Consider the following 19,515-nt stretch of genomic DNA (forward strand, 5'->3'; position numbering starts at 1 on the left):
ACCAGCAGAAACGCCGCGCCCCCGGATGATCCCGGGGGCGTGCCAGTCTTTAAACGGGGGTAGCCGTTCCGTGCTCGAAATCAACGGGTTGAAGGTTTACCACGGGCCGATCGAGGCAGTTCATGGCATCGACCTTGCGGTGGCCGAAGGCACCTGCGTGGCGCTTCTGGGCCCGAACGGGGCCGGAAAAACCTCGACACTGTCGGCCATCACCGGGACGGCGCGCGCGACGGGCACGATCCGGCTCGCGGGCCGTGATCTAGGTGCGCTCGACATCGAGGACAGGTTCCGGGCGGGCATCTCCATCGCGCCTGAGGGGCGGCGGATCTTTTCGAACCTCTCGGTCTTCGAGAACCTGCGCATGGGCGCCGCGACCCGCACCGACGGCGATGTCACGGGGGACATCGAAGACTGGCTGACGCGGTTCCCGATCCTGGGAGAACGGCGCGGGCAAAGCGCCGGGACGCTTTCGGGCGGTGAACAGCAGATGCTGACGATCGCGCGGGCGCTTCTCAGCCGCCCGCGCATCCTTCTTCTCGACGAACCCTCGCTTGGCCTTGCGCCGAAGATCATCGGCCAGGTCTTTGACCTGATTGAAGACCTTCGCCGCGACGGCATGACGATCCTTCTGGTCGAACAGAACGCCGGCGCCGCGATCGAGGTGGCTGACCATGTTTACGTCATGGTCAACGGCCTCGTGACGCGCCAGGGCCCGGCACGCGAGTTCGGGGACGGATCGGGGCTAATGGATGAACTGACCGGAGTGCACGGCTGATGGACTATGCCATACAGCAGCTTCTGAATGCGCTGTCCTTCGGGGCGGAATACGCGCTGATCGCGGTGGGGCTTGCCATCGTCTTCTCGATCATGGGGCTTGTGAACTTCGCACATGGCGAGGTGATCGCCTTCGGCGGCTATTCCATGGCCGTGGTGGGCACGATCCTCACCGGTAACCCGCTTGTGCTTATGGCCGGGGTGCTGATTGCCTGCGTGGCGGTGTCGCTGCTTCTCGAACGGGTTGCGTTCCGGACGGTGCGGAACGCCGATATCACGACCGGGCTTCTGACGGCCTTCGGGGTCAGTATCATTCTTCAGAACCTCTACCTTCTTCTGGGGTCTCCCCGCCCGATTTCGGCCACCCAGTTCATCTTCCTCGATCGCACCCTGATGCTTGGGCCGATCCACGTCTCGTCGCTTCAAATCTACGAGACGGTGACGACCATCGCGGCGATCCTTTTCCTGACGCTCTTCCTGAAGCGCAGCCATCTTGGCATCGCCATGCGCGCGGCCTCCCGCGATTTCCAGATGGTCCGGCTTTGCGGTATCCGTGCGAACCGGGTTGTTGCCACCGCCTTCGCGATCTCTGGGCTTCTGGCGGGGCTGGCCTGCATCTTCATCATGGCGCGCCGGGGCAGCGTCACGCCCCATATGGGCTTCGACCCGGTGCTGACAGCATTCATCGCCTGCGTTTTGGGGGGCTTCGGCAGCCTGCCGGGCGCGGTGCTGGGCGGGTTCATCCTGGGATTTCTGGAAGTTGGCGTTCTCGTCCTTCTTCCGCAGACGGCGGGCGGGCTTGCCCAGGCGGCGGTGTTCCTCGTTGTGGCGCTTCTTCTGTTCTGGCGCCCCGACGGCATCCTGACCCCGGCGGCGGAAAAGGGTGACAAGCTGTGACCGGCGTGTTCCTGAACACCGATCAGAAGCGCGGGCTTATCGGCTCGACCCTGCTGGCGATCCTGATCCTTCTGATCGTGGGGGCCTACGCGCTCTGGGGAGAAAGCTACCAGGCCCGCATCCTCTACGCGACCTTCGTCAACCTGATCGTCGTGATCGGTCTTCAGACCTTCATGGGCAACGGCAATTACGCCACCTTCAGCCACGCGGCTTTCATGGGGATCGCGGCCTATGCCGCGGCGATTTGCGTCACGCCGGCGGCGATGAAGGCGGTGTCGCTGCCGGACGCGCCCTGGGGCCTCAACGCCTTCGAGATGCACCCGATTTCGGCGGCCTTCGTCGCGCTTGCCATCACCGGGGCGATCGGGGCGCTGACCGGGCTTTTCATGTCGCGGCTGACAAACGTGTCGATTACCATCGTCTCCATCGCGATCCTGGTGATCGTGCATTCGATTTTCCTGCACCGGACCGACATCTTCAAAGGCAACCAGGCGCTGTTCGGCATTCCGCGTGTGTTCGGGCTGGGCCATGTCACGGCGCTTGTGATCCTCGCCATCGTCGCGGCACGGCTGTTCCGGGAAAGCCGGCTGGGCCTCAGGCTTCGCGCTGTGGCCGATGACGAGGTGGGCGCGCGTGCCATGGGCGTCAACGTTGTCCGCGCCCGGCTCGTTGCCTGGATCGTCTCGACCCTGTTCTTCGCGACGGCTGGGATCGCCTATGCGTTCTATCTCGGTACGATTTCGGCGCGCCCGTTCTATTTCAACTACGTCTTCCTCACCGTTGCGATGCTGATCCTCGGGGGTTTGCGCAGCGTCACGGGCGCCGTGTTCGGAACGCTTCTTATTTCCCTCGGCCTCGAAATCATTCGCTGGCTGGAAACCGGGCCCACCCTTGTCGGCGTCAAACTGCCCGAGATGCTGGGGCTTTCGGGCCTGCTTCTTGGTATCGTCATCGTGGGCGTGATGGCCTTCCGGCCGCACGGCCTGATGGGGAATCGCGAGATCGAGGACCTGGTGTTCCGGCGCCGCAAGACCATGGAGACCTCCAAATGACCTGCACACATACGATCCACAAGCACGACCATCATCTGGGCTGGGACAATACCTTCGAGCCTGTCCTGTCGGTCAAACCGGGCGACACGCTGGCGGTGGAAACGATCGATGCCTCGGGCGGCCAGCTTAGCCCGGAAAGCGGGCTGGAGGATCTGGAAGCGCTCGATTTCGGGCAGGTGAACCCGGTGACGGGCCCGATCTTCGTCGAAGGCGCCGAACCGGGTGATGCGGTGGCAGTGACCTTCCGCAAGTTCCACCCTTCGGGCTGGGGCTGGACGGCGAACATTCCGGGCTTCGGCCTTCTGGCGGATGAATTCCCCGACCCGGCACTTCATATCTGGAGTTACGACACCGGCGCAACGACGCCCGCTGCTTACGGCCCCGGCGGGCGCGTGCCCCTGAAGCCCTTCGTGGGAACGATCGGGCTGGCACTGGCCGAGGCGGGCCATCACAGCGTCGTTCCACCCCGGCGGGTGGGTGGCAACCTCGACATCCGCGACAATGCGGCGGGCACCACGCTTTTCCTGCCGGTGGAGGTTGCAGGCGGGCTGCTTTCCCTCGGCGACACGCATGCAGCACAAGGCGACGGCGAGATCTGCGGCACGGCCATCGAAAGCCCCATGGACGTGGAATTCGAGATCGACCTGGTGAAGGGTGCGAATTTCGCCTTCCCGAGATTCGAAACCTCGGGGCCCGTGACCTCGCATCTGGACAAGAAGGGTTACTGGGTCACAACGGGGATCGGGCCCGACCTGATGCAAGCGGCGAAGGACGCCGTGCGCGGCACGGTGGAGCGGGTGGCCCGCGAAACGGGCATGTCGGCGGTGGAGGCCTATATGCTGGCCTCCGTCGCGGGCGACCTTCGGATCTCCGAGATCGTGGACATGCCGAACTGGACGGTGAGCTTTTATTTCCCGAAAGTGGTGCTGGAGTAGCGGGCGGGGCGTTCAGCCGTCCATGAAGGGCTGAAGCGCCGTCTCTCCGAGGATGGCTTCCAGCCGCCGCAGCAGGAAATCCGCGTCGGTCTCTGAAAACACCAGGGGGGGACGGATCTTCAGCACGTTGTCGTGGGGCCCGTCCGATCCGATCAGTACGCGGTTCTCGCGAAGCCGGTTGACGATATAGGCCGCGGCCTCGGTCGCGGGTGAGCCGTCAGGGCGTGCCAGATCCACCCCGAGAAACAGGCCCATGCCCCGCACGTCCGCGAGAAGCGGATAGCGTGCGGCGAGCGCCGAAAGCCCGTTAAGCATCCGGGCGCCCACACGCTCCACTTGCCGGGGCAGGTCCTCGTCCCTGAGAACATCCAGCACAGCAAGCGCCGCGGCGCAGGACACCGACGACCCCCCGAAGGTCGAGAAGAATTCCATACGGCTCGCAAAGGCATCGGCGATCTCGCGCGTCGTCACCACGACCCCCATGGGGTGCCCGTTTGCGACGGGCTTGCCCAAGACGACGATATCGGGCCGTGCGCCCTGCTGGGCGAAGCCCCAAGGGGTTTGCCCAAGCCGCCAGAGCCCGGTCTGCACCTCATCCGCGATGCAGATCCCGCCGACTGCGCGTACGTGATCGTAAACCGCCTTCAGGTAGCCTGCCGGGGGGATGACCTGGCCCGCGACGCTTGGAAACGGCTCCGAGATGAAGGCCGAAACCCTGCGACCCAAGCCTTCGGCCTCGCGGATCACGCGCGCCACGTCATCGGCATAGCGCGGCCCCGGATCGTCGTTGCCCGGAAGCGCCCCGCGCAGGGGGTCGGGCACCTCGGCCACGTGCACATGGTCGGGTCGGCCCGTCCCGTCCGGGCCGCCAAATTTGTACTCGCTGATCTCGATCGCCGCGCGCGTGATCCCGTGATATCCGGCGCGAGAGACGATTACCTCCGTCCCGCCCGAGGCAGCCGCCGCAAGTCGCAGGGCAAGGTCGTTGGCCTCGCTGCCGGAATTGACGCAGAACACGACGTCGAGCCCCTCGGGCATCAGCGCGGTGATCGCTTCGGCATAGTCCGCCCAGATCGGCTGAAGATACCGCGTGTTGGTGTTTACCAGGGCCATCTGCCGCGCGATGGCCGCCACCACGTGCGAATGGGCGTGGCCCACATGGGGCACGTTGTTATAGGCGTCGAGGTAGGTGCGCCCCCGGTCGTCGTATAGCAGCGTGCCGCGTCCGCGCAGGATCGGCAGCGGCTTGGCATAGGAAAGTTTGAGGTTTCGCGTGCTGTGGCGCCGCCGCCGCGCCGCCTCGGCCTCGTGATCGAGGCGCGGGGCAGTGACCGTGGCGGGATCAAGGCTCAGAAGCCGCGCCGGATTTGGATGCAGCGCGCGGGCCGTTTCCTCCATTCCCGCCGCGTAGACACCGGCAAAGGGCGCGTCCGCCTGGTCCGGGTGCCCGAGCTGAAGATGAAGATGGGGCGGCCAGCCGCCGTTCTCCTCTGCCGTTCCGAGGCGTGCGAACACCGTTCCCGCGTCCACCGACGCGCCGGGCGCAAGACCGGCGATCGAGGCAGGCGCGAGGTGCCCATAAAGCGCGGCGAACCGCGCCCCGCCCGCCTCATGTTCGAGGATCACGCAACCCCCATAGCCCTGGGCGGCGTCCTCGCGTCCCGCATAGCGCACCACGCCCGCGATCGGGGCGGCGACGGCGGTGCCCGCGGGCAGAAATACGTCGAGCCCCATGTGAAGGGTTCTGCGGCCCTCCGCCGGATGCGAACCCGCGCGAAAGAGCGGCGCGGTGTAGATCAGCCGGGGTTCGGCCCAGCGGCCCAGAACCGGCGCCTCTCCGAACGTTGCGGGGTCGAGGGCACCCGTCTCCGGATCGCCCGGTGCATCGCGGCCGGTGACCGAAAGATCGGCCACGCGCGCCCCCGCAAGATCGGTTTCCAACATCGGGCAGATCAGCGCGCTGTCGAGCGCCCGGGCCGCGCGTGCCATGCAGGGCGCAGGGTCTAGCCCCGCGGCATGTCGCAAGGTCGCGGTGATCGCGGTCGCATCCTGGTCACGCGCCCAGTCGAGAAGCCGCCAGGCGGGACGTTCCGATACCGTCACGTAAGGATCATCCGGCTTCAGCCGCTTTTCCCGTGCGGCGTTCACGACGCTTACGCCAAGCCGCATGAGAACGAGGGGCCAGAGCGCATCGGCCTCCTCCTCTCTCAGGGGGCGCACGCTGCAAAAGCCGCGCACAAGCGCGGTGACCTGAGCCAGCGGCCGGTCTGTATCGAGCGCGGCATAGGCCCCGGCAATGGCAAGATCGCACAGAACGGGCGCGCGGATCGCGTCGCCAAAATCGATTACCCCGGTCAGCGCGGCACCGTTCAGATCCACGCGGGCCAGCAGGTTGTGGTCGTTGAGATCGTTGTGGATCGCCTGTGCGGGCAGCCGTTCGAGAAGCGGAAGGTGCCGCGCGGTGAAGGCGTCGAGAAGCCCGGTGATCTGCGCCCGTCGTGCACCGTCGTTTATCAGGCCGATCTCGTCTCTGATCCAATCCGCACGGCGCAGATCCCATTTCAGCGGACGGTCGAGGGCAGGGTGATCGAACCCGGCAAGATCCTCGGCCATGTGCGCGGTCACCCGCCCGAGATCCGCCGCGACGCTTTCAAGCCTCGGACGGATATTCGCCACGGTTGTTCCGTCGAGCCGCTTGATGGCCCAGACAAGCCGGGCCGCTCCGGTTTCGTCGGCCGTCTCCAGAAGCTCACGCCCGTCTTTCGCGGCGACGACCTCAGGAACGGGGCAGTTCCCGGACCGCGACAGATGGGCGTGAAGCGCGGCCTGAAGCTCCACCAGCGCGCGATCGCAACCGGGACGCATGACCTTGAGAACGAGGCCGTCGTCCGGGGCCAGAAAGTTCAGATCCAGTTCACCGGGCAGGGCAGCGATGCGCCCGGAAATACCCCAGGTGTCGCGGAAGAACTTTTGCCAGTACTCGGTCATCTCGCCCCCGGTGAGAGGTGTCTTCGAGAAGACGCTAGTCGTTGGGGCAAGGGGGTGCGAGGGCAAATCGAGGGCCGGGCCGCGGGAAAGCAGCCCGGCCCTCGTTTCAAAGCTGGTTGATCGGGATCTTGAGGTAGGACACGCCGTTATCCTCCGCCGGCGGCATCTCGCCCGCGCGAATGTTGACCTGCACGGAGGGGAGAATCAGCGTCGGCATCTCGAGGGTGGCATCCCGCGCCTCGCGCATGGTGACGAATTCGTCCTCGGTCTTGCCGCCGCCGACGTGGACGTTCTGGGCCTTTTCCTCGGCCACCGTCGTTTCCCACTTATATTCGTCGCGGCCTGGCGCCTTGTAGTCGTGGCACATATACAGCGTGGTATCGTCCGGCAGTGCGAGGATCTTCTGGATCGAGCGGTACATTTGCCGGGCATCGCCGCCCGGGAAATCCGCCCGCGCCGTACCGAAATCCGGCATGAAAAGCGTGTCGCCGACAAATGCCGCGCCATCGGTGACATAGGTCATGCAGGCGGGCGTGTGACCGGGGGTATGCATGGCGCGCAGGGTCAGCCCGCCGATCCTGAACTCTTCGCCATCCTTCAGAAGATGTTCGAACTGGCGGCCATCGGTCTGAAAGCCCTTCTCGACATTGAAGAGCTTGGCGAAGACATTCTGCACCTCGGTGATGTGAGAGCCGATGGCCGTCGTGCCGCCGAGCGCCTTCTGAATATAGGGCGCGGCACTCAGGTGATCGGCGTGCGCGTGGGTTTCGAGCAGCCATTCGACCTTGAGGCCTCGTTCCTTCACATAGGCGATGATCGCATCGGCTGAGGTGGTGTCGGTCCGCCCTGACTTGGGATCGTAATCGAGCACCGAGTCGATCACGGCGCAGCTTTGGCCTTCGGGATCCTTCACCACATAGGAGACGGTGAAGGTGGCTTCGTCGAAGAATGCTTTGACGTCGGGTTTCATGATCAAGCTCCTTGCCTCGATTTCATCTCAGTAGCGTTTGCTGCGCGTCCCGGGTTGACCGGCCGCAAGGCCCTATCCGGATCTGACCCCGCAGCATCTTACTCTTGACGATATGGGTATACATTCCTACATGCGCAAGTATGAATATGAATGACATGCAATCTGCTGCAGACGAGGTCTGCGATCTGATGACGCTTCTGTCGAACCGAAGCCGCCTGATCATTCTTTGCCTGCTGACCGAAGGGGAGAAATCCGTGGGCCAGCTCGCGCGGGAGATCGGGGCACGGGATACAGCGGTGTCGCAACAACTGGCCGTGCTCAGACGCGAAAGGATCGTGAAGGCCCGGCGCGATGGGCAGACGATGTTCTACCGCATCGTCGACCCCAACGTCGCCGAGGTGCTGAACTTTCTCTACGCGAAATACTGCGGTGCGACCGGCAAACCCTTGAAGGACAACCAGACATGAAACTTGAAAGCATCGACCCGAAGACGGCCCATCAATGGGTCAGGTCAGGCAAGGCCGTTCTGATCGACGTGCGCGAACCCGACGAATGGATCAAAGAGCACGTGCCGGAGGCGCATCTTGTGCCGCTGTCGGGCTTCAACCCGGATGACTTCCCCAGGGATCACGAGAAGATCGCCGTGTTCCACTGCCGCAGCGGCGGGCGAACGGAAGCAGCCGCGCCCCAGATCCTGCAGACGGGGTTCAGGAAGGTCTATCAGCTGGAAGGCGGCATTCAGGCCTGGCGTGATGCCGGTCTGAAGGTGAATGAAAACGCCAAGGCGCCGATCAGTATCATGCGTCAGGTGCAGATTGCTGCGGGCAGCCTCGTTCTGATCGGTCTTGCCTTGGCCGTTTTCGTCAACCCGTGGTTCGCCGCGATCAGCGCCTTTGTCGGGGCCGGGCTGACCCAGGCGGGGCTGACCGGCAACTGTGCCATGGCCAGCCTTCTGAAACACATGCCCTGGAACCGCGTGATTTCCGGGCAGCATGCCGTGGCGGATCCTGCCCTGATCTGAGGAGTACGGGCCATGTCCATGAGTAAACTCCGACGGTATCTGCCCATTTTCGAGTGGCTTCCCGGATATGGCCGGGAAGAGCTTGCTAGCGACGGGCTCGCCGGTCTGATCGTCGCGATCATGCTTGTGCCGCAGGGTATGGCCTATGCGCTTCTTGCCGGTCTGCCGCCGGAAGTGGGGCTTTACGCCTCGATCGTACCGCTTGTCTTCTACGGCGTTTTGGGGTCGAGCCGTGCGCTGGCCGTGGGGCCCGTTGCGATCGTTTCGCTGATGGTCGCCTCGACGCTGGGCGAACTTCACGCAGGCGGAAGTGCGGGATACCTGTCCGGCGCGATCCTTCTGGCCTTCCTGAGCGGCGCCATCCTTCTTGGCATGGGGCTTGCGCGGCTTGGCTTTCTCGTCAACTTCCTGAGCCATCCTGTGATTTCCGGGTTTTCGAGCGCGGCGGCCCTTGTGATCGGGTTCTCGCAGTTGAAGTATCTTCTGGGAATCGACATTCCGCGCACCCACCTTATTACCGAAACCATCGGCCATGCCGTAAGCCAAATCGGTCAGACGAACCTGGTGACTTTCGGGATCGCCGCCACCTCGCTGACAATTCTCTTGGTCTTCAAGACGCGTCTCGCCGGCTGGCTTGCCGCGCTTGGGGTCGCGCGTGGCCATGCGCAGGTTCTGGCGAAGGCCGGACCGCTTGTCGCGGTGTTCCTGACGACGATGGCTGTCTGGCTTCTGGGGCTCGACCAGTCAGCAGGTGTCATGATCGTGGCCGATATCCCTTCGGGCCTTCCGCCCCTTGCCGCGCCCGGCTTCGATATGGCGCTGATCCAGGAGCTTTTTCCGGCGGCGGCACTGATCGCCTTAGTAGGGTTTCTGGAAAGCGTATCGGTCGCCAAATCGCTTGCCAGCAAGCGCCGGCAAAAGGTGGATGCGAACCAGGAATTGATCGCACTTGGCGCCGCGAATATCGGGGCGTCCTTCACCGGCGGTTACCCGGTTGCCGGCGGGTTCGGACGGTCGCTCGTGAATTTCACGGCAGGGGCGGTGACGCCGCTTGCATCGATCATTACGGCCGGGCTTATCGCGATCACCGTGCTGTTCCTGACGCCGCTGATCTATTTCCTGCCCCAGGCAACGCTGGCGGCAATCATCGTCATTGCGGTTTTCGATCTGATCGACGTAAAGGCGCTGCGCGACGCGTGGGCGTACAACCGGGCAGATGCCGCATCGCTGATGGTCACCTTCGCCGCAGTTCTGAGTGTCGGTGTCGAACTGGGGATCGTGTTCGGTGCCGCGCTGTCGATCGCGCTTTACCTCTGGCGTACCAGCCGTCCGCACATGGCGGAGGTGGGCCGCGTGGGAGAGACGGAGCATTTCCGGAATGTCCTTCGACACAAGGTGACGACGGATCCGAAAGTTCTGATGGTGCGGGTCGACGAGAGCCTTTACTTCGCGAACACGGCATATCTGGAAGACGCCCTTCTGGCACGTGTCTCGGAACGGCCCGAAATCGAGCATCTTGTGCTGATCATGAGTGCCGTCAACTTCATCGATGCAAGCGCGCTCGAATCGCTGGAACGCATGATCGAGCGGCTGCGCAACGCGGGCGTCACCCTACATCTGGCCGAAGTCAAAGGGCCGGTGATGGATCGCCTGGACAGGGTGTCATTCCTGCAGGAACTCGGGAAAGGCCGGGTATTTCTCAGCACGCACGAGGCGAGCGACGCGCTTTCGGGCGGCGCGCGGATCAGGGCGGCCTGACCAAAGGCACGGGCGCGATGCGCGAGGTGTCTCCGGCGACGATCCGGTGTGCGAAGCCCAAGATCCGTCTTGCAGTTTGACGGGCATCAGCCGTCGGTTTTCAAAGCCGCTTAATATCGGCCGGGAATATCGCGGGAACGCCGCAGTGATGGAGGAGACCGGATGGAAGAAAACATGGGCACGGTCGACCGAATCCTCAGGCTCGTGATCGGGCTTGTGCTGTTTTTCACCCCGTTCCTCGGCATTCCGGTCAGCTGGTCGAACACCTGGCTTGCCATCGTCAGCATGGGACTTGGCGCGTTGCTTGGCGTCACGGCCGTGTTCGCCTTCTGCCCGCTCTATTCCGCGTTCGGGATCAGGACGAAAGGCCGGGGCAGGGGATTAAGGCGTTGACGTGATCTGCTCGACTGATCGCCGGGCTGTTCCGGCGTCGCGAAGGGGGCAGTGTCATTACACCGAAGATCTTGCGAACGGCCGGCGCGCCGGGATGTGCAGGGCGTTCGATCGGATTGAGGCACGTCAACCGAGCCGGTCGGGCGGGTGATAAGAGTGATCCCGGAAGCTAGAACGAGATTTGCCGTGCAGGAGACGAGACCGAACAAGCCGGACGCAGCGCGATCCGATAACCTCTTCATCGCTGAAAAGCTTGCCGAGGTCGCGGATCTGCTGGATGCGCAGGGGGCCGATCCCTACCGGGTCAGGGCCTACCGGGAAGCGTCCGCCTTCGTGGCCGCGATGACGGAAAGCCTGCGGAAAATTCTGACGGAGAAGGGCGGCCGCAGCCTTGAAGACCTGCCGACAATTGGCACCTCGATTGCGGGAGCGATCGCCGAGCTCTTGCGGACCGGCGATCTTGCCATGATGCGCCGTCTGCGCGGGGAACTGGACCCCGAAAAGGTGCTTCAGACCGTTCCGACGATCGGCCCGCGCCTGGCCCAGGTCATCCATGAGGATCTTGGAATCGAGACGCTGGAAGGTCTGGAGGTTGCCGCCTATGACGGGCGGTTGGAAACGCTGAACGGAATCGGCAAGCGCCGCGTCCGGGCCATTCAGCATTCGCTGTCGGAGATGTTGGCGCGGCGCAGGTTTCCGCGCGCCGACGGCAGGATGCCGGCGCCGCCTATCGAGAAAGTACTCGATGTGGATCGCGAATACAGGCGGCGTGTGATGGCGGACGACCTACCGAAGATCGCGCCTCGCCGGTTCAATCCGGGCGGTGCGGCCTGGCTTCCGATCCTGCACACCGAGCGCGGGCCATGGAGGCTGACCGCGCTTTATTCGAACACGCCCAACGCGCACCGGCTAAGCCGCACGCGCGACTGGGTCGTCATCTATTTCGAGAAAGACGGGACGGCGGAAGGGCAATGCACGGTCGTTACCGAAACGCGGGGGCCATTCAAGGGAGAGCGGGTTGTGCGCGGGCACGAACCACACCGCCCGGCGTATGGCGATCAGATCAGGGAAACAGGGGAATGAAGGCAAAGACGACACGGGTCATCGTGGCCAATGGAGATACGGCGCGTGTATTCGAGCTCAGGGGGCGGAATACACCGCTTGTCCCGCTCGAGGGCCATGTCTGGAAAGCGCCGGCAGTGAACGACTATGCCGATGATCCCGGTATGTCGCATTCCCGTGTCGGGCCATCCCAGCATCGGATGGATCCGCGGACCGCGTCAGAAGATCTCGCCCTCGACGCCTTTGCGCGGGATACCGGCGAGAGGCTTTTGGCCTCGTTGCGCAAGGGAGAGTTCGAACAACTGGTGATCGTTGCGGCCCCTCGCCTTATGGGATTTCTGCGCAATCACCTCGATACGTCCGTGCGCGCGACGATCTGGATGGAAATCGACAAGGATTTCACCCATCTGCCGCTGGAGAAGCTTGGAGAGACATTGAAGTCTCATCTTTATTCGTGAAGGGTGGGCGAAGCTTGGTGTCAGGACTCATTGATTTCCGGTGAGCTGCGTGATTCACCGCCCGAAGACGAGCGGTGAACATGTCTGATCTCTTCTGGCTGACAGATGCGCAGATGGCGCGTCTTGAGCCCTATTTCCCGAAGTCCCACGGCAAGCCACGGGTTGACGACCGGCGTGTGCTGAGCGGGATTATCCTCATCAATCGCAATGGGTTGCGTTGGCGTGACGCGCCTTTTGAGTGCGGCCCGCACAAGACGCTCTACAACCGTTGGAAGCGGTGGAGCGACAAGTGCGTCTTCGCGCAGATCATGGCCGGCCTGGCAGCCGAGAACGGCGAGGAGAAGACGGTCATGATTGACGCCAGCTATCTGAGGGCGCACCGGACCGCGACCAGCATGGCCGCGAAAAAGGGGGGCGTTGACGCCTGATCGGCCGAACCAAGGGCGGCATGAACACAAAACTGCATGCCATCTGCGACAGCCAGGGGCGGCCACTCAACCTGTTTGTCACCGCCGGTCAGGTCAGCGACTAAATCGGCGCTCGGGCATTGCTCGGCAGCCTGCCGGATTTCGATTGGCTCCTCGGAGACCGCGGCTATGACGCCGACTGGTTCAGGGAAGCATTGAAAGACCAAGGGATCCGGGCCTGTATCCCTGGCCGCAAGCAACGCAAAAGCGCTGTGCGCTATGACAAGCGTCGATACAAGCGGCGCACCGGATCGAGATCATGTTCGGCAGGCTCAAGGACAGGCGGCGTGTCGCGACACGGTATTATCGGTGCCCAAAGGTCTTCCTCTCGGCAGTCGCACTCGCCGCAACCGTCATCTATTGGCTATGAGCCCTGACCCTAGTGGGTCTTCAAGGTTTACCGCATCTCGGGTTAGCGCTTTGCTGCATAGTACGAAACCTTTCGTTCAAGGTAGGCGAGAAACTCTGAGATCGTAAAAGCCAGCGCGAACAGCACGATTAGCACCGCCCAGAAATGCGCCATCAAGAAGTTAGCCGAGTAGAGCTCGAATAGAGCACCGAAGCCTACGATCGAAATTAAGAGCTGGCCGATGATCACCCCTTTTACAGCGCGGATCACACCGATCCGCACACCTCCAAGAATCTCCGGCAGAGCCGCCCAGAAATAAACTTGACTGAATGCCTTCCACGGTGAGGCGCCAAAACTATGCGCCATCTCTATAAGCGAGCGGTTGATCTGTTTCACCCCAGCACGTGCGTTGAGAATAATTATCCAGATGCCGAAGAGTGTTGTAGTGATGACAATCGCCTTCATCCCGAACCCGAAGAGTACCATCAGCACAGGGACCAGCGCTGTTAGCGGGGCACTGAGAAAGACGTTCACCCATGGCAACAGAAGTTCGTCAAGCAGCCGGTTTTTGCCCATCAGTATGCCCACCGGAATGCCAATTACGATGGCGAAAAAGACGCCCAGCGAGAACGCGTAGGCAGTTTCCGCCAGAGCCTTCTGAAATGCGTCCGTGCCTAGCACAGAAAAGAGCGTTGTCACGACCTCCGACAGTGGCGGAATAAAGAACGTCACTCCCATCTGGCCAACAATTTCCCACAAGAGCCCCCAGAGGATCAGAGAAGACATGCCTGGCAGGCGATAACCAAATAAGGTCATGGTCTACTCCACATAGCTGCGCAGCGAGGCCCAGATCTGGTCGACAATGTCCAAATATTCTGGGTCGCGGCGAATGTTGTCGATGCCTTTTTCCCGGAAACCCGAGGGCCGGATGATCTCGGACACACGGCTCGGACGTGGTAATAGGATCGCGATTTGGTCCGAGACGTAGACAGCTTCCTCGATCGAGTGTGTGACAAAGATGAAGGTCTTGTTCTCGTTCGCGACGAGGCCCAGCAGATCCTCCTGGAACTTGCGACGCGTTTGTTCGTCTACGGCTGAAAATGGCTCGTCCATTAGGAGCACTTGGGCATCCACCGACAACGCACGGGCGAGACCTACCCGCTGGCGCATGCCGCCAGATAACTCATGTGGAAACGCCTGCTCGAACCCGCTTAGACCAACCTCGTCGATGTAGTGCTTTGCAATCGACTCACGTTCGGATTTTGCCACGCCGCGCATTTCCAAGCCGAAAGCAACGTTCCGAATCACGCTGGCCCAGGGTAGAAGCGCGAAATCTTGGAAAACAAACGCCCGGTCGGGACCAGGGCCAGTTACAGTGTGGCCGTTGACCTCGACCTCGCCCGATGTCGGTTCCAGAAGACCTGCGATGATTTTCAGAAGCGTGGTCTTTCCGCAGCCAGATGGCCCCAATAGCGACGTCAATTGGCCGCGTGGGAACTCCAGTGACAAGTCGCGCAAGGCTTCCACCTCGCCGTAATTTTTCGATATCTTCCGAGTCGAAACCGCGCTTTCTGGAACCGCGTCGGCGACCGCGGGTTTAGTCTGAGATATAGCCACGTTGGTTTCCTTTGAAGAGTACGGCCTCGGTCTTCTCGAGGAGATTCAGAAACAGAACCGCCAAAAGAATGATAGAGAAGATAGCAGCGTACATGCTGGGATAATCGGCAATAGACCGGCTGTAAGTGATGATGTCGCCTACCCCGGTCGGTGTAATCTTCAGTTCCGCTAGGATCGCTCCGATAAACCCGGCTGAAACACCAAGCCGCAAGCCCGCAAAAATCACAGGAGAGGCGGCGGGGATGACGATCTTCAGGATGATACTCAAATCAGAAGCGAGGAACGCCTTCGCCATTTCTTTGAGAGATGCTGGCGTGTTTCGCACGGCACTGGATGTGTTTAGCACTATAACGGGCATCGCCATGATGCAGACAACCAACACCTTTGACGTCAGCCCGATTCCGTAAACCAGCACTAGAAGCGGAATTAGTGCTGCAAGCGGCGCGGCTTGCATTACGATGAATATCGGGGAGAACAACCAATCAAAGACATTGCTCAGCCCCACCCAAAGACCGATCGCAATACCGAGGACTGCCGAGATCGCAACGCCCACAACGAGTGGCTGAAGGGTCTCCCCGTAGGCCGCCCAGAGGGAACCGTCCTTCGCCATGCGGAAGAGAGCACCTAGGGATTCCAAGAAGGTGGGGAATGCGTAACTGATAGGAATACGGCCTGCAATCTCCCAAGCGCCGAATAGGATGACGGCGGATAGAATCTTCAGGTGCAGCGAGCGGTTCTGCATGGATCGTGTTCCGGAAATATTAGATAAGGCTGCCGCGCCCCGACTTCTGACGCGGCAGCAACTAGAGCGGTCAGTTCATTGCGGCGTCGAGCGGTGCGAGGTACCAAAAGTCTTCGATGTTCAAGTCACTCGGATCACCGTCCAGCTGACCGGCTGCCGAATACCACTCCATATCGGCCGTCGCCGCCTTCCGGCCGCCGCCATTTGGATCGTAGAGTCCCGCTTCCACTGCATCGCTGTAGAATCCGTCAAGTTCGGCCAAGATTTCTTTGGGCAGCTGACCGATAGGGCCATCGGGGTTGGTCTCACGGCGAATGATTGTCGGATCATCGTGCATGTCCCGGTACACGCTAACAAGGGCGTCGACAAAGATTTGGACGTCTTCGGCGTTCTCCTGGATCCAGTCGAGATTGCCGAACAGTGCTTCGTCGCTGGCCTCAACATCAAACATCTCGAGTACGTTGAAATCAGCGCCTGCGTCGCTGCGCATCAGCTTGTTTTTGTTTGAAAGGTCGATGATCGTTGCATCTGCACGCCCGCCCAGAAGAGCCGCAACCCGGTTCGAAGACCCTGGAACGTAGGAGCGTTCGCCGAACTTGATGTTTAGGCGGTCCTCGATCACGTTGGCGATGGAATCCGTGCCGCCGCCCCGAGAGTGCAAGAGGATCGGCTCCCCGTTCAAGTCCTCTAGCTTATTATACTTTTTAGTTGTGACCGGGAAGAACTTGAGCTTCGACAATTGGAACACGATGCGCAGCGGCGCTTTAGACCGCTGCATAGCGGCGTAGGGCGTGCCGAAACCGATGTCCATTTGGCCTGACAGAACCGCCTGGATCGCGAGTTCCTCGTCCGAAAAGGCTGTCCACTCATAGTCGAGCCCATTTGCCTTTGCGCGATCAAGTGCCACGAAGAATGCTGCCAGCTCATCCGACGGTGTTTCGGCTAGTGCAATCCGGATCTTGTCGGCCTCTGCCTTCTCCACTCCGAAACCCAACACCAGCGGTATTGCGACGGCTGCGGCCGTCAGTGTCCTGAGAATGTTCAACATCGTTTTGTTCCTCCCTAAGTTCGATGTTTATGCTTGTTTTCTTACCGACGCACGGGTCTGGTCGCATCGTTCCTGAGCCTTAAACTTCCCCAAACAGACGCGCAGAAACCGAGCCGATATGCCGGCGCATCGCTTCGAATGCAGCGTGCGGATCACGCGCCTCGATCGCTGCTACGACGTCCCGGTGCTCCGTGAAACTCGAGTGGCCCTCAGGTGGCTTAGATGATTTTCGGATAACGTTAGTACCAGCAACGGAGCGACGTGTCTCATTTAGCCGTTCGAACAGCGCCAAGAGCAGTATGTTGTCCGTGGCTTCGGCCAGTGTGCGGTGGAACCGATCGTCCAGTGCCTCATATTCCTCCCACGATCGCGCCCGCTCGGCGCGTTCGCCAGCTAGTCTAAGCCGCGTGACTGCCTCAACCGAGGCATTGATCGCCGCCTCGCGCGCGATTGCGGGTTCGATCGCCAGCCTTGCGCGCACCATCTTGACCGGAGTGACCTGCCTGCTGAGCAGGGAAAGATCGCTCAGAAGCGACGGCCGGCTAGACTTGAATGTGCCCTTACCAACATGGCGCCAAATTGCCCCCTCACGCTCCAACGAATCTAGAGCCTTGCGCAGGATCGTACGGCTTATGCCCAAGTCCTGGATGAGGTCACGCTCCGGCGGCAGCCGGTCTCCGGGGCGGTAGTCGCCACCCTCGATCAAAGCCCTCAGCCTTTCCGTGGCTTCAATAACGCGGGTGTCTGACTCCTGCCTTGCGACAATGTTCATTTACTTCACTTTGGTCGATCAATTTGAGTCATTGGTCCCACAATGCTGCTAACATACCCATAAATCAATATAGAACCCAAATCATGGCTGATTAATCAGGATTGATTTAGGATCGAGGCCCATAGCCAATAGATGACGGTTGCGGCGAGTGCGACTGCCGAGAGGAAGACCTTTGGGCACCGATCATAAGCGCGTCGTGATCGGTCAGCTTGTCATGTCTACCATCGGGGTCGGAACGTTGATTTCTCTCTACTCCCAGAGCTTCCTGAAGGCGCATTTCTGGGCGCTGATCCTGATCCTATTCGCCTTTGTCCTGACGCTGGCCGACCTGATCGGCCGGCTGGAATCGCGCATCGAATACTACGCCGGAGCGCGGGCCTGACACCTGGGGCAGGCACCGCGCCACTGGCGCGGCGTCAGCCGTCCTTCTTGATGTGTTCGACCGGGCCGCCGGCCTTTTCCCACGCGCCAAACCCCTCTCTCAAATGGGCTGCGTCAAACCCCATCTCCTGCAGCGTCGCGACCGTAAGCGCCGAGCGCCAGCCCGAGGCGCAGTGAAACACGTATTTCTTGCCCGGCTGCGCGAACACATCCTTGTGGTAGGGGCTGGCGGGATCGACCCAGAATTCGATCATCCCTCGCGGGGCATGGAAGCTTCCGGGAATGAATCCGGTGCGCTGACGTTCCCGGACGTCGCGGATGTCGACGATCACGACATCGGGGTCGTCCAGCATGCCAATCAGATCCGCGGTTTCGATCTCCTCTATCCGGTTCCGGGCCTCCTGAACCATCTGTGCCGCTGTCTTCTTCAATGCCATCGGTGAACCTCCGTCGCCTTGATTGCTCCCGCCATTAGAGGACACAGCGCGCCTGTCGTTGCAACCTGCCGGTACAGGCGGTAGATCGCGGTATTAAAGACAGAACAGGCTGGCCGATGAATTCCGAGAGCCCGATTTCCCTTTGGGATGCTTCTGCCGAAGAGCCTAATTTCCAAGCTCCCCTTGACGGCGACGCGACGGCCGATCTTGCCATCGTCGGCGGCGGTTTCACGGGCCTCTCTACGGCACTTTACGCAGCAGAGAAGGGGCTCGACGCCTTCGTTCTGGAAGCACGTCAGATCGGTTACGGGGGATCCGGGCGGAATGTCGGGCTTGTCAACGCGGGCGTATGGCATCCGCCGGCGGCCGTCAGAAAGGCGCTCGGCGACACCTATGGCCCGCGCTTCATCCGGCGCTTCTCCGACGGGCCTGCGCAGGTCTTTTCACTGATCGAACGCCACCAGATCCGCTGTGAGGCGACACGGAACGGAACGATCCATGCCGCCCATGCTGCGTCTGGCATGGTCGATCTGCGCGGACGCTTCGACGAATGGCACCGGCTAGGCGAGCCGGTGGAGCTCCTCAGCCGCGAAGAGATGGTCACGCATACCGGGACGACGTCCTTCGCAGGCGGCCTTCTCGATCATCGGGCCGGAACGGTGAACCCGATGGGGTATTGCCGGGGGCTTGCCCGCGCCGCACTCGGGGCCGGGGCGACGATCCGCACGGGCGTCACGGTGACGGGGCTCAGCCGGATCGGCGAGATGTGGGAGGTCGCGACGATGGCGGGCTCCGTCCGGGCGAAACACGTCGTTCTCGGAACGAATGCCTATACCGACGATCTGTGGCCGGATCTCAAGCGGGTCTTCACCACGATCAACTACTTTCAACTGGCCACCGCGCCGATGGGCGACAGGATCTCGCACATCCTGCCGGGGCATCAGGGGTTGTGGGATACCGGGCGGATCATGTTCAGCCTCCGGCGCGACGCCCGCGGCCGGCTGATAATCGGCTCCATGGGCACCGTGCTCGGCTCTGCCGGGCAGGGAATCTCGCGCCGCTGGGCCGGGAAGAAGCTGGCGCAGCTCTTCCCCGATCTCGGCCCAGTCGAGTTTGAAGAGGCCTGGCATGGCAACATCGCGATGACGCCCGATCATCTGCCGCGCATCTATGAGCTTGCGCCCAATCTCTACACCCCTATCGGGTATAACGGACGGGGCATCATCACCGGCACGATCTTCGGCGAATGCATGGCCGATCTCATCACCGGGATGGACCCGGCAGATCTGCCTTTGCCGATCACGCAGCTGTCCACCGTGCCCACGTCCCCGGTCATGACACGGCTGTACCGCGCCGCTTTTACCGTGAACCAATTTCTGAAGAGCATCTGAGCC

The 19,515-nt window shown here is 61.8% G+C and carries 20 protein-coding genes and 1 pseudogene; 13 read left to right on the forward strand and 8 right to left on the reverse strand.

The genetic code is table 11. The features are described 5' to 3' along the window. Positions 1-70 precede the first annotated feature (70 nt). From RXV90_RS12390 to RXV90_RS12405, 4 genes are read left to right on the forward strand one after another with little or no spacing between them, the layout of a single operon-like run. A complete protein-coding gene (locus RXV90_RS12390; protein ID WP_316649059.1) occupies positions 71-775 on the forward strand; it encodes an ABC transporter ATP-binding protein in 705 nt (234 codons plus the stop codon). Continuing rightward, the gene (locus tag RXV90_RS12395; protein WP_316649060.1) at positions 775-1,671 is read left to right on the forward strand and encodes a branched-chain amino acid ABC transporter permease; all 897 of its coding nucleotides are present in this window, start codon (positions 775-777) and stop codon (positions 1,669-1,671) included. The genes RXV90_RS12390 and RXV90_RS12395 overlap by 1 nt, the downstream gene beginning before the upstream one ends. After that, a complete protein-coding gene (locus RXV90_RS12400) occupies positions 1,668-2,723 on the forward strand; it encodes a branched-chain amino acid ABC transporter permease (RefSeq protein WP_316649061.1) in 1,056 nt (351 codons plus the stop codon). Before RXV90_RS12395 ends, RXV90_RS12400 begins: the two co-directional genes overlap by 4 nt. Beyond that, a complete protein-coding gene (locus tag RXV90_RS12405) occupies positions 2,720-3,658 on the forward strand; it encodes an acetamidase/formamidase family protein (RefSeq protein WP_316649063.1) in 939 nt (312 codons plus the stop codon). Before RXV90_RS12400 ends, RXV90_RS12405 begins: the two co-directional genes overlap by 4 nt. Positions 3,659-3,670: 12 nt before the next feature. Here the strand turns inward: RXV90_RS12405 and RXV90_RS12410 are convergent, their stop codons facing one another. After that, complete coding sequence (locus RXV90_RS12410) at positions 3,671-6,646, reverse strand: aminotransferase class III-fold pyridoxal phosphate-dependent enzyme (RefSeq protein ID WP_316649064.1); 2,976 nt, start codon at positions 6,644-6,646, stop codon at positions 3,671-3,673. Between the two features lie 106 nt (positions 6,647-6,752). Then, the gene (locus RXV90_RS12415; protein WP_316649066.1) at positions 6,753-7,616 is read right to left on the reverse strand and encodes an MBL fold metallo-hydrolase; all 864 of its coding nucleotides are present in this window, start codon (positions 7,614-7,616) and stop codon (positions 6,753-6,755) included. Between the two features lie 140 nt (positions 7,617-7,756). Here RXV90_RS12415 and RXV90_RS12420 point away from each other — a divergent pair, with 140 nt between their 5' ends. The 7 genes and pseudogenes from RXV90_RS12420 to RXV90_RS12450 all read left to right on the forward strand — a co-directional run bounded on the left by RXV90_RS12420 (position 7,757) and on the right by RXV90_RS12450 (position 13,145). Further along, positions 7,757-8,083 carry an ArsR/SmtB family transcription factor gene (locus RXV90_RS12420; RefSeq protein ID WP_316649068.1) on the forward strand — a complete coding sequence of 109 codons (327 nt, stop codon included), beginning with the start codon at positions 7,757-7,759 and terminating at the stop codon, positions 8,081-8,083. Then, on the forward strand, positions 8,080-8,637 hold the full coding sequence (locus RXV90_RS12425) for a rhodanese-like domain-containing protein (protein ID WP_316649070.1): 558 nt from the start codon (positions 8,080-8,082) through the stop codon (positions 8,635-8,637). The genes RXV90_RS12420 and RXV90_RS12425 overlap by 4 nt, the downstream gene beginning before the upstream one ends. Before the next feature lie 18 nt (positions 8,638-8,655). Beyond that, positions 8,656-10,395, forward strand: coding sequence for a SulP family inorganic anion transporter (locus RXV90_RS12430; RefSeq protein WP_316649072.1), 1,740 nt, complete (start codon positions 8,656-8,658; stop codon positions 10,393-10,395). A gap of 162 nt (positions 10,396-10,557) precedes the next feature. Then, complete coding sequence (locus RXV90_RS12435; RefSeq protein WP_316649073.1) at positions 10,558-10,788, forward strand: YgaP family membrane protein; 231 nt, start codon at positions 10,558-10,560, stop codon at positions 10,786-10,788. Between the two features lie 186 nt (positions 10,789-10,974). After that, positions 10,975-11,871, forward strand: coding sequence for a helix-hairpin-helix domain-containing protein (locus RXV90_RS12440; protein ID WP_316649075.1), 897 nt, complete (start codon positions 10,975-10,977; stop codon positions 11,869-11,871). Then, complete coding sequence (locus RXV90_RS12445; protein WP_316649077.1) at positions 11,868-12,308, forward strand: host attachment protein; 441 nt, start codon at positions 11,868-11,870, stop codon at positions 12,306-12,308. The genes RXV90_RS12440 and RXV90_RS12445 overlap by 4 nt, the downstream gene beginning before the upstream one ends. Positions 12,309-12,388: 80 nt before the next feature. Further along, positions 12,389-13,145: pseudogene (locus RXV90_RS12450) on the forward strand (IS5 family transposase). Between the two features lie 42 nt (positions 13,146-13,187). Here the strand turns inward: RXV90_RS12450 and RXV90_RS12455 are convergent. The 5 genes from RXV90_RS12455 to RXV90_RS12475 all read right to left on the reverse strand — a co-directional run bounded on the left by RXV90_RS12455 (position 13,188) and on the right by RXV90_RS12475 (position 17,303). Next, entirely contained in the window at positions 13,188-13,940 is a 753-nt protein-coding gene (locus RXV90_RS12455) for an ABC transporter permease (protein WP_316649079.1), read from the reverse strand. Positions 13,941-13,943: 3 nt separating this feature from the next. Next, complete coding sequence (locus RXV90_RS12460; RefSeq protein ID WP_316649080.1) at positions 13,944-14,651, reverse strand: ABC transporter ATP-binding protein; 708 nt, start codon at positions 14,649-14,651, stop codon at positions 13,944-13,946. 70 nt (positions 14,652-14,721) lie between these two features. Next, positions 14,722-15,483 (reverse strand): ABC transporter permease, encoded by a 762-nt coding sequence (locus tag RXV90_RS12465; protein ID WP_316649081.1) that lies wholly within the window; start codon positions 15,481-15,483, stop codon positions 14,722-14,724. 70 nt (positions 15,484-15,553) lie between these two features. After that, entirely contained in the window at positions 15,554-16,531 is a 978-nt protein-coding gene (locus tag RXV90_RS12470; protein WP_316649082.1) for an ABC transporter substrate-binding protein, read from the reverse strand. A 79-nt stretch (positions 16,532-16,610) separates the two neighbouring features. Next, positions 16,611-17,303, reverse strand: coding sequence for a FadR/GntR family transcriptional regulator (locus tag RXV90_RS12475; protein WP_316649083.1), 693 nt, complete (start codon positions 17,301-17,303; stop codon positions 16,611-16,613). A gap of 172 nt (positions 17,304-17,475) precedes the next feature. On the opposite strand from RXV90_RS12475, the gene RXV90_RS12480 reads away from it, so the two are divergent. Beyond that, positions 17,476-17,685, forward strand: a complete 210-nt coding sequence (locus RXV90_RS12480; protein WP_316649084.1) for a hypothetical protein — start codon at positions 17,476-17,478, stop codon at positions 17,683-17,685. A gap of 34 nt (positions 17,686-17,719) precedes the next feature. Here RXV90_RS12480 and RXV90_RS12485 read toward each other — a convergent pair whose 3' ends face one another. Then, positions 17,720-18,121 (reverse strand): rhodanese-like domain-containing protein, encoded by a 402-nt coding sequence (locus RXV90_RS12485; RefSeq protein WP_316649085.1) that lies wholly within the window; start codon positions 18,119-18,121, stop codon positions 17,720-17,722. A 116-nt stretch (positions 18,122-18,237) separates the two neighbouring features. Between RXV90_RS12485 and RXV90_RS12490 the strand changes: the two genes are divergently transcribed. Beyond that, positions 18,238-19,512, forward strand: a complete 1,275-nt coding sequence (locus RXV90_RS12490) for an NAD(P)/FAD-dependent oxidoreductase (protein ID WP_316649086.1) — start codon at positions 18,238-18,240, stop codon at positions 19,510-19,512. Positions 19,513-19,515: the final 3 nt, after the last annotated feature.

The organism is Ovoidimarina sediminis, assembly GCF_032586175.1.
Taxonomy (GTDB): Bacteria; Pseudomonadota; Alphaproteobacteria; order Rhodobacterales; family Rhodobacteraceae; genus Ovoidimarina; species Ovoidimarina sediminis.